General features: G+C 37.9%; 11 protein-coding genes. All 11 read right to left on the reverse strand.

The window, feature by feature from the left end:
• Positions 1-4: 4 nt before the first annotated feature.
• Complete coding sequence (locus ACZ9EE_RS09070) at positions 5-2,314, reverse strand: glycoside hydrolase family 3 C-terminal domain-containing protein (RefSeq protein WP_476026365.1); 2,310 nt, start codon at positions 2,312-2,314, stop codon at positions 5-7.
• A gap of 32 nt (positions 2,315-2,346) precedes the next feature.
• Complete coding sequence (locus ACZ9EE_RS09075; RefSeq protein WP_476026367.1) at positions 2,347-5,244, reverse strand: family 78 glycoside hydrolase catalytic domain; 2,898 nt, start codon at positions 5,242-5,244, stop codon at positions 2,347-2,349.
• A 92-nt stretch (positions 5,245-5,336) separates the two neighbouring features.
• On the reverse strand, positions 5,337-6,638 hold the full coding sequence (locus ACZ9EE_RS09080; RefSeq protein ID WP_476026369.1) for a prolyl oligopeptidase family serine peptidase: 1,302 nt from the start codon (positions 6,636-6,638) through the stop codon (positions 5,337-5,339).
• A 25-nt stretch (positions 6,639-6,663) separates the two neighbouring features.
• The gene (locus ACZ9EE_RS09085; RefSeq protein ID WP_476026371.1) at positions 6,664-8,412 is read right to left on the reverse strand and encodes a DUF5605 domain-containing protein; all 1,749 of its coding nucleotides are present in this window, start codon (positions 8,410-8,412) and stop codon (positions 6,664-6,666) included.
• A gap of 117 nt (positions 8,413-8,529) precedes the next feature.
• The gene (locus ACZ9EE_RS09090) at positions 8,530-9,177 is read right to left on the reverse strand and encodes a YesL family protein (protein WP_476026373.1); all 648 of its coding nucleotides are present in this window, start codon (positions 9,175-9,177) and stop codon (positions 8,530-8,532) included.
• Positions 9,178-9,291: 114 nt separating this feature from the next.
• Entirely contained in the window at positions 9,292-10,179 is an 888-nt protein-coding gene (locus tag ACZ9EE_RS09095) for a carbohydrate ABC transporter permease (protein WP_476026375.1), read from the reverse strand.
• 18 nt (positions 10,180-10,197) lie between these two features.
• The gene (locus ACZ9EE_RS09100; protein ID WP_476032909.1) at positions 10,198-11,100 is read right to left on the reverse strand and encodes an ABC transporter permease; all 903 of its coding nucleotides are present in this window, start codon (positions 11,098-11,100) and stop codon (positions 10,198-10,200) included.
• 323 nt (positions 11,101-11,423) lie between these two features.
• The gene (locus ACZ9EE_RS09105) at positions 11,424-12,914 is read right to left on the reverse strand and encodes an ABC transporter substrate-binding protein (protein WP_476026377.1); all 1,491 of its coding nucleotides are present in this window, start codon (positions 12,912-12,914) and stop codon (positions 11,424-11,426) included.
• Positions 12,915-13,042: 128 nt separating this feature from the next.
• Positions 13,043-14,662, reverse strand: a complete 1,620-nt coding sequence (locus ACZ9EE_RS09110) for a response regulator transcription factor (protein ID WP_476026379.1) — start codon at positions 14,660-14,662, stop codon at positions 13,043-13,045.
• A 20-nt stretch (positions 14,663-14,682) separates the two neighbouring features.
• Complete coding sequence (locus ACZ9EE_RS09115) at positions 14,683-16,407, reverse strand: sensor histidine kinase (RefSeq protein WP_476026381.1); 1,725 nt, start codon at positions 16,405-16,407, stop codon at positions 14,683-14,685.
• 384 nt (positions 16,408-16,791) lie between these two features.
• Positions 16,792-17,916, reverse strand: coding sequence for a chitobiase/beta-hexosaminidase C-terminal domain-containing protein (locus tag ACZ9EE_RS09120; RefSeq protein ID WP_476026383.1), 1,125 nt, complete (start codon positions 17,914-17,916; stop codon positions 16,792-16,794).
• Positions 17,917-17,982: the final 66 nt, after the last annotated feature.

Raw genomic sequence — 17,982 nt, forward strand, 5'->3', positions numbered from 1 at the left:
ATTTCTAGTTTTTAAGAGTTTGAGCCTCTGAAGCATTGTCTAATGTCTCATTAAGCTGTCTGATAAGACTATTAAGCATATCTTCAGTTAATTTTTCTGGATTGAATGCAGCCATGGCACGTAAAGGCATAAATCTCATCATCGCTTGGAACATTTCAAAAGCATCTGAGTCTTCCGCCATATTAGCAAATGGGCTTTCTTCATTTGCCTTGGCAAGTATTTCTTGGACGATTGGAGCAAGGATTGGATCAGCCAACAAGTCACCTATAGTGGTATTTCGGTGGACCTTTTTGTTAACTGTAACAGTTGAGTTTACTTCTATAGTGCCTTTTAAAATAATTTCAGCTGAAGACTTACCTATAAGCACCTCGAACAAACCACTCTCAACATGCCAATCTTTTAGGTCCACATTGTAATAAGCAAACGCTCTTTTATCCAGCGTAAAGGTTACTTCTTTCACTTCTCCTGGCTGCAAATCAACCTTTACAAAGCCTTTTAGTTCTTTCTCAGGCCGAATCACCATACTTTCGACATCACGAACATAGAGCTGAACAATTTCCTTACCGGCCCTTTCTCCTATATTTTTAACTGCAACTGTCACTTCAACTGTTTCATTATCTAAAATGGCTTCTTTATTAATTACTAGATTGGAATATTCAAAGCTTGTGTAACATAGACCATAGCCGAATGGAAATAACGGTTCAATTGCTTTGGCATCGTAATAGCGGTACCCTACAAAAATCCCTTCCTTATATTCTACCTTGTCCCCTTCTCCAGGGAAGTTAAGATAGGAAGGATTATGACGAAGTTCCTTCGGGAATGTTTCAGCCAACTTTCCACTTGGATTCTCATCTCCGAATAATAAATCAGCGATTGCTCCTCCTAACGCCTGACCTCCCAAATATCCTTCAAGGAGACCCTTTACTTTACCAAGCCAAGGCATTTCAATTGGTGCACCATTGCTAAGGACGACCACAATATTAGGCTGTACCTCCGCTACCGCTTCAATAAGAATGCGATGATTGTCAGGAATTCTTAAATGCTCTCTGTCATAACCTTCCGATTCATAACGATCCGGAAGACCAACAAATAAAACAGCTATATCCGCTTGAACGGCTTTTTCCTTTGCTTCTGAAATTAATTGATCATCTGTAAGATCGCTTTTTAAATGATATCCCTTTGCATAGACAACGTTGGCCTTTCCTGCACTCTTTTCTATTTCCTCACAGATATTATCCAGCTTTGTCGGCTTGATATGGGAACTTCCGCCGCCCTGATATCTTGGGTTTACACCAAACTCACCGATAACGGCAATCGTTCCTTCCTTTCTTAATGGAAGAATGCGGTCATCATTTTTCAGTAACACCATACTTTCTCTTGCTACTTCTCTAGCAAGCTGGTGGTGTTTCTCTTTATCATAAACTGCGTTTTCTTTTTTGTTATCTACTGCCTTAAAGATAATTTTTAATAATCTCTCAACAGTTTTGTCCAGGGTTTGTTCCGAAAGTTGACCGTTCTTTACCGATTCAACAATTTTTCTATCACCTAAACCATTACTTGAAGGCATTTCTAAATCTAATCCGGCTTCTAATCCCTTTGCCCGCTCATTGACTGCACCCCAGTCTGAAACCACAAACCCATCAAAGCCCCATTCATCCTTTAAAATATCCGTTAATAATGTTTTATTTTCTGAAGCGTATTCTCCGTTAACTTTGTTGTAAGAACACATGACCGTCCATGGTTCAGCCTTCTTAACCGCATTTTCAAAGCTAGCAAGATAGATTTCTCTTAACGTCCTTTCATCTACAATTGCATCGACAGACATACGTCGATGTTCCTGATTATTAGCCGCAAAATGTTTAAGAGAAGTACCTACACCCTGGCTTTGGACACCACTAATGTGGTGAGCGGCTAATTCCGAAGAAAGATAGGGATCCTCGGAAAAATATTCAAAGTTTCTGCCGCACAATGGTGAACGTTTAATATTCGCTCCCGGTCCAAGCAGGACGGCCACGTCCTCAGCCTGACACTCTTCACCCAAGGCAGCACCAACCTTATTAATAAGGGAACGATTCCATGTACTTGCAAGTCCAACAGCGGAAGGGAAACAGGTTGCCGGGACACTATCATATATGCCCAGGTGATCTGCACTTTGCTGCTGCTTACGCAGACCATGCGGACCATCTGTCACCATGATGGATGGAATTCCCAATCTCTCAATTCCTTTAAGCTGCCAGAAGTTTAGCCCGGAGCAAAGACTGGCTTTTTCTTCAATTGTCATTTTATCAATTAATTGTTTCAAATCTCTCTTCATTCAAAATTCCTCCTGATTATTAATATCTTCAACTATTGGCGGACAAGGACTAATTTTTTATTTAACTGCTCTAGTTTTTCCGAAGATGCTAATGGAGTGAACATCGGGAACTTTATTAATTCCTCCAATGACCTTTCGATGAATTCACCATTCTTAACTATCGGGCTATTAACGATTTCCGGCAAATCATTTTCAACCATTTCTTTTGTTTCTTCATTGTCTAAAAGCTCTCTTAAACTACTGTTTGTGCTGTAAGTCAGTATATAAGATTTAGTCGGCAGATACTGAAACACATAACGGCCTGCAGAAAGTTCACATTGAACATCATGAGTTTCCTGCTTCATTTTTAAACCATTATTAGCCAGTAATTCACCGTTTACCTTTACATTCTCTATTAAAGCATCAGGCAGTACGACTTCAGCAGTTGTATTGAATGGTACGATAAAGGTAAAGGTTAATGAACCATCTTCTTTCAATTCCCAGGCGCTTTCAATACATCCTGAAGGCGATGAAAATTTTGCTTTTGCATAAGTTAGTTTTCCATATGGTTTTGGACAAAGCTTAAACTTTCTAAATCCTGGAGCCTCTTCCACCGGATTGATGCCACACATGTGACGGTACATCCATTCTGCAATCGAACCATATGCATAGTGATTTAAGGAGTTCATTCCTGTTCCGCTGATACTTCCATCAGGAAGTACTGAATTCCAGCGCTCCCAGATCGTTGTCGCCCCAAGCTTGACCGCATATAACCAACTTGGAAAATCATCATTCAACAATAACGTATACGCATCTTCATTGGCTCCATTTTCAGATAGCACATGACAGAAATATGGTGTCCCAACAAATCCTGTATTCAGATGCATTTTATCGTCTCGAAGCTTCGCTTTTAGATCTCCCATTAACCTTGGACGGAAACTCTCTGGGACTAGGTCCATATAAAGAGCGACAATCATGGCTGTTTGGGTGTTAATTGCACTCCTCCCATTTGGCGTAAAATATTCCTTTCTGATCGCTTCTTTCACTTCATTCGCCAGCACGCCATATTGTTCAGCCAGTTCATTGTTTCCTAAGACCTTGGCTGCTTTCGCTACTAGCTGTGCGGAATAACAGTAATATGCCGAAGCAATATAATAAGAATCTGTTCCCCCCATAGGACTTTGCGGATCTTTTCCATCTAATGCAAGCCAATCGCCAAAATGGAACCCAACTTGCCACAATCCTTTTGCGCCAGATTCATCATCCACTTTCTTAATATAATCAACCCAGTCCTTCATCGAATCAAACTGCTGACGAAGAAGCTCTTTGTCTCCGTAATACGTGTATAATATCCACGGAATAACCGTAGCGGCGTCACCCCAAGCACTTGAACCGCTGCCCGAAATAAACCCATTTCCATCCTTTGGTTTTACGACAGGTACAGTGAAAGGAACGGAACCGCTTAATCTTTTCTGTTCTTCATGCAAGTCAAACATATATTTTTGGTAAAAAGTAGGTGAATACATGTTGAAGCAGGCAGTAGGCGCAAATACTTGTGCATCACCAGTCCACCCCATCCGTTCATCACGCTGCGGACAATCTGTAGGTACATCGAGAAAATTCCCTTTTTGTCCCCAGACAGCATTTAGGAATAAGCGATTTACCAGCGGATTTGAAGTTTCAATTTCTCCTGTTTGTTCAATCTCACTGTAAATCACGCAGCCTGTAAACTGATCTAAATCGATATCTCCTTCAAAACCAGTAAGCTTGACATACCGAAAGCCATAGTAGGTGAAATGAGGCTGTACTTCTCTTTCGCTTCCGTCAGAAATATAAACATATTCTGCTTTTGCTTCGCGTAAATTTTCGCGATAAAAGTTCTGGTTTTGAAGGATTTCCCCGTATTGAAGCTGCAATCTTGTTCCTTTTGATGCATTCGTTTTAAATCGAACCCAGCCGGTCATTACTTGACCAAAGTCAAGAACTGCCTCTCCAGCAGGTGTCTGCAGGAGCGCAATTGGTTTTCTAATTTCCATAATTTTAACAGGTAAATTTCTTCTGGCTGAAAAGCTTTCTGTTTTAATTTCTGTCCGCCTAACCCCAGTCCATGTGCTGTCATCAAATTCAGGCAGCGTCCAGTTTTTACTTTCTAGATTTGCATCGTAGATCTCACCATCATAAATGCCGCTGAATGTGATTGGTGCCGGTGCACATTTCCAATTTTCATCGGTAGCAATAACCGTCGTTGAACCATCGTTGAGTGTAATAACAATCTCACCAATACAAGCAAATTCACTGCCATATAACTCATGATAACCACCGTCAAACCCAAAACGGCCTTTATACCAGCCATTGCCTAGCATAAAACCAATGGTATTTTCCCCGCATCTTAATAGGTCCGTCACATCATAGGTTTGATATTGAAGCCAGAAATCATACGCATTATAACCTGGCGCAAAGTATTCATCTCCAACCCTTTTACCATTGATTTCTACATCATATAACCCTACTCCACAGAGATACGCTCTAGCAGATTGAAAGTTTTCCGGCAAGGTGAAGTTTTTACGAATCAATGGATGGATTTCCTTATCCAATTCAGGAGAAATCCACTTACCTTTCCAAAGCTCATTCATTTTCGCCGTTTCAAACCAAGCGGTTTCACTCGTTACCACATCCCCGGCGTCGCCCCAGACAGTTACCTGCCAATAATAACGAGTTCGAGGTTTTAGTGTAATATCAGGATAATAGGCTAAACTATCAATTTCCACATTCTTCCCACTATCAAAAAAAATGGTTTTAAAGTCAGAATCCGCAGCAATTTCCACTCTAGCCGCTGACTGATAAATCGATGGACTTACTCCTGACTCGGTTACCCATGAAAGACTTAATCGATCAAATTCAAATCCCAGCGGATTTACCACATGGTTGGTTCTTAGATTACTAATAATCATCTTACCCCTCCAGAAACTTCATATATGGATCTATCAATTACAATTAGATTTTTTCAAAAATCTTATAGAAAATTTGTCTTATAGCTGCAACTTTACATATTGGGGCTTCCTGTCTGGACTATTATTTGTTTTGACTGCAATGCCAGCCATTGGAGGAGAGTTACATCTTTTCCGTTCACATTTACCGGCGAACCATTGTAGTCCAGTACGCATTCGTCTTTGAGCATGTAGATCCAGGTACCATGAGCAAAGAATTCAAAGGGTTTACCATTAGAATCCTTGAATATGCCTGAGGTGTCTACAACCTTATCAAAATATGAAAAATGAACATTAGGAGCACCAGCTCTAAGTAGACGCTCATAGGTGGGAATCACTGTGATTTCAGGTTTTACTATTTCATCATTTTTTGCATGCGTGAACCAGATCGGGGTATTCTTGATATCTTCAATATTTTGATCCGTTATCACCTTGTCATAGAGGGCTTCACATACTGGATATGCCGCTGCAAAGAAACCTGGGTAATCGATAATCATACGCATCGTCATGAAGCCGCCATTGGAACAGCCACCAATATAGATTCGATTAGTATCTATATTCGAATGATTTTCAATAAACTCATCAATGAGTGCCTTTAACGCAGTAACATACTTAGATTGACCGCTCTCTGTATACAATCCGTAACCATCATCCATCCACATAGTGGGTACTTGTGGAGCGAGCACATAAGCACCGCCGAATATACTCTGTACTTTTTCGCTAGACAGATTTACAACATTATTTCCGGTATAAGCGATCGTCGTGTCATATCCGCCTTCACCGGCACCATGCAGCCAGATGATCAATGGATGTTTTTCTCTGGTAATACTTGGTGAATAATAGCCGAAACTTAACGGCATCTCAGTATTTGATGATTCGCTATTAACCCATCCCTTGATTTGCTCCATGCGGCCGCCGCTGAAATGATCAAAAACAAGGCCTGAAATGGAATCTTTATCGGTTTGTATTTCTTTCACCTGCGTTATGCGAAAATCGCAGAAAACGTAAACATTATGCTCCTGCTCAAATGCAGTTTCCGAGTTTAAACGGTCAATTGCCTCACATTCAAGTTCCAGTGTGGCGTGACTGCCAATTTCGGTTTTGTTCCCTTCACAGTCTGAAGTATAAGCATTTGTAACACGGCAATAGCCTTTTGACGGAAAAAGTTCTACCGACTTCCAATCTTTTCTGAGTTGCAGGACCTCGCCTGTTTTTTTGCTTCGTCTCTCGACATATACGTTAAAAGTATCTTCTGATAGTGCGTCTGATTTAATAGATTGTGAAAGTGGAAGAATGATTTTAGTAATGTAAGGGCCATAGTCAGTAACCTCAGTCACAGTCATGTAAGAACGATTCATTTTAACTCTCCTCCTATTCATAGAACTAAATTTTATTCATCCTAACAGCCATATACTGTTTACCAGGAAGTTCTATTCTAAATTTTCCCTTATAAACACCTTCGAGTTCATTGATTGTCATTTCCCACGTATCGATTACTTCCACTTTATATCTAATTCCAGGTGTCATCCGGTACTCTCTGAAACTAGGCCGATTAAAGCCATAATAATATAAATAAAATTTGTCAGGAATTCCTGCGGATGGTGCATCCCAAGCGGTCTCTAAAGGATTCAATCCCTCTGCTGGCCCCTCTTCCATGATCCTCCTCAAGAAACCAATTCTCTTTGGACTATCTCCGTACAACTGTCCACCTTTGGACCACCATAAAATATCTTCTGGATGGAGATACGTTTCACCATGTCCAACATAACCGCCCCTAACTGCACCTTCCCAAAACCGGCGGACCATTTCTTCTCCGGTGATATTTCCCCATCCTTGGTCAATATCACCCTCATAAGCACATTCGTCGATCACGATTGGTTTATTCCACTGTTTCCTCCATTCATCTGTATTCTCAGATGTTTTATAGACATCAACACGTTGAACACTACAGTGTGTAATCCAAGGCCGTGAATAATCATAGAATCCCCAGCAGTTGTGAATAGATATAAGGTGATTGTGAGGATCATTTTCCGTTATAAGCTGAGCAAAGCGCTCCCAATCCTCTATTTCTTTAGCCCACATTAAGTCATATTCATTTGCTAATGACCACCAAAGATTGCGATAGGCTGAGAGCCGGGCGGTGAGGTATCTCAAATAGCGATCATCCTCCGCCTTTTTCATTTCTGCAAACCCCCACTTGTCATAGGCGTGGTACAGGATTAGATCGGCTTCAATTCCAAGATTGCCAAGATCTGCGATCCTTTGCTCTAAGTGCTGAAAAAACTTTGAATTAAAGCGTGTAAAGTCCCATCCTTCCTCAAGAGATCCTTCAAAAGGATAGTACAATGGCTCATTAGAGTTGAATTGATAGGATTTAGGAAACACACACATTCGCATCTTATTAAATGGCGAGGCTTGTAAAGTTTCCAAGGTTTGTTGGATTAATTTTTCCTCTTGGTGAATCCATGCATAGCATGTAGTTCCTACAGGAATATATGGGGTGCCATCCTCATACGAAAAATGATATGTATTTTTGACACGGACAGGACCATGGTTATCTTTAGAAGGACTGACACATGTAAACTCACCTTCAATATCTGTTAGTGACCGTGCATTGCTCGTCGTTTTAAATGTCCAGTTTCCCTCATTATCTGGCATAAATCTAATTCGATAGATACCCTCACCATCATAGAATCCTAGAGTTGTATGGCGCTTCTCTCCATTAAAGATAAATTCCGCTTCCAACGTGACGTCTGTAAAAGGATTGCCATGATCAGGGCCATGAAGTTCCACCTCAAATACCGACCATTTCTCTGCTTCTTTAGGTATAGAAACTTGTGCAGATCCTAAAATTACTGATTCATTTTCATAATCAGACACCGGTGCAATATAACCCGTTTCTTCCTCCAACTCTTCGATTGCAGCTAACTCTGAATACAGTTTTTCTACCATATCCTTTGTACGTACGTGCTCAGGCAGCCGGGAAATGAGTTGTTCCAGCGTATTTAATTTAACAAACATAATCGGGAATTCTGTAGGTTCCAATAATTGCGGCACATATTTTCGCAAAACTGTTTTGGCATTTTTATTCGCGAGGATCTTACCCATTTTCATTTTTGGTGTATCACTCATATTGATTGTTATCCCCTTTCACTAAGGATTTTTAGGCTCAAATAAGAAAAGATATAAGAGATACATTTAATCTAAAAGAAAACTACCCTTAGCTCTCCTTTATGGTCTCTGATGAAATTAATGAAAGTCTGTTCTGGTCGTTTTTACTGAGAAGTCGACAGCTTTATTCATTTTTACAAAAACATAGTTACTTAGCCACATAAGTAAAAATGCTATAAGACTACCGCTAAAAAACGGGATGACGCCGGGTATTTTCGTAAATATAAAGCAGAGGAAGCCAGTTAAAGTAGCCATACAGAAGGTTGGGAGTGGATTTATGGTCATTAAAACAAATGAATTTTTAATCCCCTCTACCAGGCGAACATCAAAATGAACCAACACCGGAAAAATATATAATAGAGTAAGTAAAAATAAGATAATGATAATAACATTGGGGACATAAAGTAATTTGAATGCTGGTACCGTGGCTGCCTCGACAATTCTTATGTTTGAATACATAAAAAACCCAAACAAGCTAATTATGAGTCCTAATAAATTCCCTTTAACAAATTCTTTTTTATAGGTAAGCCAAAACGTTTTAAATACGGAAATATCTGTATCCTTCAATACCCATTTACGTACCACCGTGAACATAGCTAATGTGGCTGGAAAAAAACCAAAAACAATAAAACCAAGCAAGGTAAATGAAATCCAAAGAACATTCACATATGCTAACCTTAGGACCCACTCCGAAATATTATAAAATCCCCGCATAAAACCTATCATCTGACATTTCCTCCTTGCTGTTTCTCCTGTTTTTGAATCTTAATCTCGAATCCACAATATTAACGGAGGGCCTTTGGCATTCAACCAGCCCTCCATTTTTTTAATTTGATAACATTATCCTTTGACTGATCCTAAAGCAATTCCCTTTACCAAGTACTTTTGGAAAAAAGGATATGCGATCAGTATTGGCAGAATACCGATAACCGCAATTGCCATCCGTACAGCTGTAGTAGGAACTTGTGCCGCCGCCGTACTTGTGTTGGAACCAAAATTGCTGCTTGCTAAAAACTGAATGTCAGACAGCATCCTGTTTAAGATGTTTTGGATACTAAATAGTGAGGGCTCTGTAATATAGATAAGTCCATTGAACCAATCATTCCAATAAATAATGGTTTGAAGCAGACCAATTGTAGCCAAAATTGGCAGAGAAAGCGGCAGGATGATCGAGAAGAATGTTCTAAATTCACCTGCACCATCCATCCGTGCTGATTCGATTACGGGCTCTGGTATCGAAGTCATAAAGAATGTTCTCATTAATAAAACGTTAAATCCGTTCATAAGGAGCCCCGGAACGATTAATGCCCAGATTGTATTTTTGATATCAAACACCTGCGTATAGACAAGATACGTCGGAACAAGTCCGCCGTTAAACAATAAAGTAAAGAAAACAATGAAAGCAAAAATATTCTTATAAGGTAAATCGCGTCGTGAAAGTCCATAAGCCAAAAACGATGTCATCACCAAACTTACAAAAGTTCCAAATATGGTTACGAATACCGTTATTCCGTACGCTCGTAAAATACTCGATGAATTAGAGAGCAGGTAATCATAGGCCGCAAAGCTTATTTCCTTTGGTATAAAGGAATACCCTTCCTTCAATATGGATGCTTCATCACTCAGCGAAGAAGACAAAAGAATGATAAAAGGAATAATGCTGCCTGCGGCAAGAACGATTAAAACAATATGTGATACCCATTGTGTGATTCGATCAGATCTATACATCCTACTCCACCTCCCATTTTAAAATAATGCGTTGTCTTTACTTTTTCTACGAACAAGAAAGTTTGATAATAAGACAAGTACAAATCCGACAATGGATTGATACAAACCTGCTGCGGCAGACATCCCGATATCACCCAACTGCATTAAACCACGGTACACATACGTATCAATGACATTGGTGGTATCATAAATAGCACCTGAATTCATTGGTACTTGATAGAACAGTCCGAAATCGGAGTAGAAAATGCGGCCGATCCCCAATAAAGTCATCATAATAATAACTGGCATAATAGTAGGAATCGTTATATGAATGATTTGATGCCATTTATTCGCTCCATCTAAAGTGGCTGCCTCATAGTATTCTTGGTCGATGCCGATAATAGCGGCTAAATAAATCACACACAAGAAACCAACACCTTTCCACATATTGATGAAGGTTAAAATGTATGGCCAGTATTGGGCCTCGTTATACCATGAGATGCCATCCAGCCCCAGCATTGGCAAGATGGTTTTATTCAGATAACCAACATCTTCACTAAGGAAGGCAAATCCCAAATAGCTGACGATAACCATTGAGATTAGGAATGGCAAAAGAATGACACTTTGGTAAAAGCTTTTTGCCAGCTTATTTTTTATTTCATTCAGCATTATTGCTACAGCGATCGCTACTACTGTATTTAAAATAATAAAGCCGCCATTATAAAGAATGGTATTCCGCGTAATGACAAACGCATCTCTTGTACTAAACAAGTACTCAAAGTTTTTGAAGCCTATCCAATCACTGGCTAAGATCCCTTTAGCATAGTTAATATCTTTAAAAGCAATGATAAGACCAAACATTGGCAAATAATTATTAATCAATAAGTAAACCAATCCAGGCATCATCATAATAAAAAGTGGTAAAGCCCTTTTTAATCTCATCCGTCTGAATTTTACCTCTTTCGCAGGAACCGCTTGAATCCCTGCTTCCAATTTCTTAATTGTCACTTCTGACATCCTTTTTCCCCCTCTTCCCCATCAAAATGTTCCCGCTTACAAAACTATCGTTCCAGCTTATAGCTTTATTTTATAAAACTAATTATATGGAAACTATCCAAAATACGACTTCTTATTTTTGTTTATCCGACTTTTTAGAATAGATTTTCAATACTTGGTTCTGGTGTAAATGGAAGCATAAGAACCGTCCCCATGCTTCTATATAAAAAAGAGAACTAGATTAATCTACTAGCTCTCTTTCTTTATCTTTATTGCTTTTCTTTCCACGCTTCGAATTGTTTTTTCTTTTCGGCGATGATTTTATCCAGGCCTGCTGCTTTTAGTTTTTTGTTAAATTCTGGCAAGCTTTTTTCGGGGTCTAAGGTACCGGATTCAAGTCCTACTTTATACTGATTAATTACGTTTGTTGAAGCGGCCATTTCTGTTTTCACTGGATCTGGGTTAAATGTAAAACCAAAAGCAGGAGAGAAAATAGCAGAATCGTTATGTTTCTTCATGGCCTCCCAGTAATTTGCTGGATTTCCTTCCCATGGATAAGTTAAGAAGTTATTCCCGATTTGCCATTGACCAAATACATATTTGGATTCCTTGACATTATCCGGTAATTTAATAGTTCCGTCAGATTTAACTTGATAATGCTTTCCTTCGATACCGTTATCAAGTAAATTCATAATATCCTTATCTGTATAAAGTAAGTTAATAAATTCCATTGCTTTTTCTGGATTTTGGCTGTTTCTGGCAATGGATAAGTTAAAGCCTGTTGCTGCATCCGTGTATGAATACACACCGGATAATTTCACAGATACCATGTCATATCCTGTGATTCCTTTTTCTTGAACATCAAAACCAGGTTTCATATGGGAGAAATATCCAAACCCTTTATTTGCCTTCACAATATTGGCTGCAGCGTCTTGTGAAGTCGCTGCATCCTTCAAGATATAGCCAGCCTTGAACCACTTTCTAGCCAAATTAACTGCATCCACATATTCAGGCTCTTCAAACATATTGACGACTTTCTTATCTTTAAAGGAAACTACTCCAAGGCTGTCTCCTAAAGTATCAAATTTTCCACCCGCAAGCACGGTGGCCGTGGTTGTTATTCCAGTGTTTACAATTGGGGTTAAAGTAGGTTCTTTTTCTTTGACCACTTTAAAAACATTTTCCAAATCTGCAAATGTTTTTACTTGTGACAGATCGATTTTATACTTATCGACAATATCCTTCCTCATGACAAATCCATAATAGGATCCCCAATCTCGGATACTTGGAATACCATACATTTTACCATTTACTTTATTACCTTCTAAAATACGCTTAGGCACGGTATCTAGGATGCCTTTTCCCTTTGATTGGACCAAATCATCTAATGCAAGAAGCTGTCCTTTTGCAGCCTGTGTGCTGTAGCCAAAGAAGGATGAGGTAACCAACAAATCTAGTTTCTCATTTCCTGTCAGCATTAAATTCGATTGCTGTTGATAGTTTGCACCATTAATAGGTACTAATTTAACGGTTGCATTGATTTTCTTTTTAACTATTTTATTAATTTCATCCTGCACTAATGGAAGATCATCTATCTTTGTAAAGGTAATATACGCCATGTTAATCTGATAAGGCTGACCCTTTGAGTTTGTACCATTATTAGTACTTGTGCTGCTTTCCTTTGAACTGCAGCCGGCTAAAACTAAAATAGCTGATATTGCGATTAGTAAAAACCTTGTAGATGCCTTAAACCAATTCATTGTTTTCTTTCCCCCTTATTTTCTAGTTGATTCTATGAACCTTTCTTTGAAAGCGTTACCATAGAACTAATTTTAGTATAGAGGATGGGATAAAAAATACTTACTAATAATCCGACTTTTTATTTTTGTTATAACGACTTTTCTGAAAATAATGACTTTTTTCGATACTCCATTGGATTTAACTTTGTGGATTTCTTGAAAATAGTAGAAAAATACGAAAAATTTGAATATCCCGTAGACAATGCTACTTCACTTACAGGCAAATTTGTTTCTATTAATAGTTTTTTAGCGTATTCAATCCGCTGCAGCTGTAGGTAGTCAGATATAGATAATCCTGTTTGTTTTTTAAATACTCTTGTCAAATAGTCAGGGTTCAAATAAACGAAATTGGCAATATCTTCACGAGATAAACGTTGTTCACCGAGATGATCATAGATATACTTTTTCACTATATCCACCACTGATCCTTTTTCCTGTGGCAAATGGAGCTGGTCCATGGCTACATCTGCTATATAAATAACCCAATTATGTAGCGAGTTTAAAGATTTCAGCACTCTTTGCGGCTTTTCAGTCAGCAGGTTTTGAGAATAAACTTGATTGGCTTGAATTCCTTTTACCTGAAGAACATAAAAGATTAATTGCAAAAAATCTTGATAAAACAAATGCAATGATTGTGCGGTTATATTTTCATCTGCCTTTTTCCAATTTGTAAAATATAGATTTATAGCCTCTAGAAATTTTCCTTTTGGACCACTTTTCATTAAACTTGTCCAATCAGCTGTAGACAGCAACGGTAAAGGACCTAAGGATTTTTTTTGATGGTTACATACGATGGTCTTATTACTTATAGTTACATTATTTCGATCAAAGTCATGCAAAGTTTCGACCATTCCTACCAATTTTTCAATAGGAACCTGATGACCAATGTAACCGCAAAGATCACATGAAAAGAACTGAGCAAATTCCAAAACGAACTGATTACAATTTTCTTTAAACTCTTTCAAATTGATGGGGTCTTCAAGAGCAATAATCATTAAGACATATCCACCTTCTAAATCAAGAACATACCCATCCATATGATACTCATCGACAATCTCAGCAAGAGCTTTCTTCAAAGCATATTGACTGACCTTTTCTTCATGGATCGACAGATCTTCTTTCCATTCTTGAACATGAAATAAAATTGGCAGAAAAGTATTGATATCTGAATAAGATAAATGGTAATTCTTCATTTGTTTCTCAATTGTTTCTTTGGTTGCTGGAAAAACTTGATTAATTAAATCTAACCAGAACCGCTCTTCCATAACGGAATGGTGAGATTTTTTTAATCGAAGATATGATTCCTCTACCATTCTTGCTTCTCGATCTTTTTTGATTTTCTCCAATGCATCTTGGATGACTTCTTCAAGTTCTTGGTAATCAACTGGTTTAAGTAAATAATTAAAACTTTTCAATTGCAAGGCTTGTTTCGCATAGAAAAAGTCTGAATGGCAGGTTAAAAAAATGGCTTCCGTTTCAGAGTAGTGTTCACGCACCCACTTTAACAAGTCCAGGCCAGAGCCTTTAGGCATTTCAATATCACATAATAACAAATCAACCTTGTGATTTAAAAATACTTCTTGGGCTTGTCTTAAGTTATTAGCGGTATAAACTGATGTGATTCCATGCTTTTCCCAATTTACTCCCGCTTGTACACCCCGAATCGAATGAATTTCATCATCAACGATAAGTACATGAAATTGACTCATAACCATGCCACCTTTTTATCTTAGATTAATTCGTCAGGAATTCGTATCTGGACTGTTGCTCCCCTGTCTAGTTCATTGAAAAATAATATTGTAGCCCTTTCTTGATATAACAAACTTAATCTTTGTTTAATATTCCAAATACCCATTCGCTCCCCTTCCTCATTTGTTAATGATTTGCCTTCTTTCAAACTGCATAAAACATCATCAGGGAAGCCCTCTCCTGTATCCTGAATTTTAATGTTCAAATACTCAGGGTCATTATCTCTCATAACTAATATTAAAATATCAAGAGGATCATCAAGGTTAAAGGCATGTTTAATTGAATTTTCGACAATGGTTTGTATCACAAGTGGAGGAATCTTGCATTTTAAAAATTCTGGTGGTGATTCTATGTAATATTTAAAGGATTCAGGAAATCTCAGTTGTTGAATTTTTAAATAATTTTCTGTATGCTTTAGTTCATCTTCTAAGCTAACAAAATAGGAATTACTGCGACACATAAACCTAAAGTAATTGGCCAGACATTTAGCCATCTCTTGAATGACTGCAAAATCCTTAACTGTTGCCAGGTTATAAATAATATTTAATGAATTAAGAAAAAAGTGTGGGTTGATCTGCAGCTGCAAATGCTTTAATTCTGCTTTTTGTAAATTCAACTTTTCCTCATATACATTAATTTTTAAATCCTTAATTTCAGAAACCATGTGGTTGAAGGTTCCATTCATCATCCGAAACTCAGTCGAATTCCGATTGGCGGGAAGACGAATATCCAAATCTCCTTTTCGCAGCTTCTTCATAGCTGAAACAATTCGATTGATAGGTTGTAGAAAGACTTTTCTCATAATAAAAATAAAAAATAGTAAGAACAGTACAGCTAATAAAGTAATTAATGACGAAATTCTTTGTAAAAATGGAAGTTTCTCTAGGATTTGTTTCTCGGGAATCAGTGCTGCAAGATAGAAATTAGCTTGTGATGATCTTTTTTTCATTAAGACAAACCGGTTATTTTCTCCAGTTATGACATACTTTTTCTGCTTAATCGTTAAATCTATTTTTTCCTTCTTAATAAAGGTCTTATTAGTAATAGGTTCTAAGTTGGAAGTGGCCAGCACTGCTCTTCCGGTATCTCCAAAATCAATATATTTAAACGGTATAATAAGTTTGTCCATATTGACCCAGGCGCCAACATATACTCCATTAACGTTATAATATTGAATCAAGTAATAATTCCCTCCCCCCTTCCAGATATTCCATCTCCCTTCTCTAAGATCCTCCGGATGTTTCTCGAGTAACTGATAAATTTGATCTCTTGCTTCATAACGAGCAAAATAATCATCTGAAGAATTCTGTGTAAATAATAAATCATTATTAGCCTTCGAATAGATAAAAATGGAATCGGTTGAGGTGTATAAATAGGACTGGTTGGTAATCGTATTAAATAATCGTATTTTGGCCTCTTCGTAATCATTGGGATCTAAGGTTGAGTCATATTGAAGAAAATATAAATCTGTATTGTTTTGCGTCATTTGAAAGATATATTTTCCGACACCTTCCAACCCTTTGTCGATTTGGTCCATATAAATATTTAGCATATTTTTGTTTGACTGGGCTACCTGGCTCCTGATCACTTCTACCGCGTAATAGTTATTTACAATATGAACAACGACTAGCGGACCAATAATAAATAAGACACTTAAAAAGAGTTTAAATAGTAACGAGTTAAAAATAGGCTTAATCGTCCACATAGGTAGCCCTCCTGATGTAATCCCTTACAAACTACTAATTCATATTATACATGATTTATTTTTGAAATAATGAAAAAATTATAAATTAATTGTCGGTAAATCCCTTCTAAAGCCTACCCTTGAGGGACTTTCTTCTTGTTCGGCCGTGATTAACGTCTATTGACTATCCTCAGCCCTTTTTTTGCTCGGTACTTAAGAGCGCTGTCTACTTAAAACCTGCTAATAAAGCAAAAAGCCTTGAGCATTCACTCAAGACTCCCGAATGTATTATTTTTCGCAGACTTATATGACCTAAAATAATAGACCGTAATCTTGGCTGCTGATAGTCCTCAAAGTTTGGCAGCATTTGAAGATATAAACGGCTGAAAGTGACATGCGCTCCTCCTATCTTACAGTAGCCGGTTTTACTTGCTTAAATACCCACTCTATCATTTCTTTATTTTCGTAAGCAGGTACCCACGAACCATGGTTATATTGTAATTCTGCTGGATATTCAGTGTAAATTGGAGTTCCTCCTACATTTCGAATGGCCTCAATAATATTTTGGGAGTAGGATACTGGAATGACTGCATCATCAACAGCATGAAATTCCCATATTGGCTTACCTGCAAGTAAATCAGCCTTTTGAGGATCACCACCACCTGCGATTGGAACCATTGCGGCAAATAAATCCGGATACTTCATATTTAAATTATAAGTCCCAAAGCCCCCTTGGGATAATCCGGTTGAGTATAAGCGGTTACTGTCAATATTATAATTATTTCTAACATACTGCAGGATTTCATAGGCAGTCCCAAGGTCTGTAGAAAACTCAAAAACTCGACTTAAATTGATATTATTATCGGAATCCCGAGTTATTCCAAATCCACCATCAGGTACGTTTCGGGCTTGCGGAGCTAATACAAAAGCCTGATGTTTAGCTTGATTTTCAGGTGATGCCCAAATAACTGCACCATCATTAGCAGTAATCTGCTTTACATTGTCCGTTCCACGTTCCCCTCCGCCATGTAAAAATAGCACTAGTGGATAAGATTTATTTGGGTCGTAATTCTCAGGTACATAAAGACGATATGGCATTGAGTTATAAGTTAATTTTAAAAATTTATCAGCAATAGACTCTCTTGTTACAAACGTATAAGTCAAAGCAACCACCTCACTATTTGTCTTCCCATTGGTAACCTCTAATGCGCTGCTATTAACGTTCCCCCTTATAGCAATTGCCTTTATGACCGTATTTTGGCTTATATTAATTGGTTCAGTATATAAGAGGCTTTGTTTTGTTGGAATGCTTCCATCAAGCGTATAGTATATACTAGCACCTAGTGTAACAGAACCTAATTTAATCGTTTGTGGTTTATAGTATTCTCCTGGTGGTAAAGAGGGAGTTGGAGCGGCAACTTTCCCTCTATTATCAGTATCCTTTGCAAAGGCTGTCATAGTATATGATGGAAAGATTAGTAAAGCTAACATTAGTAAACCTATTAATTTTCTTAATCCTCTATTTTTCATTTATCTTCCTTTCCCCCTTATAAAACTTTTTAATAGTTTCTTTTAATGCACTTTTTGGGATCGAAG

Source organism: Bacillus sp. URHA0034, assembly GCF_056280405.1.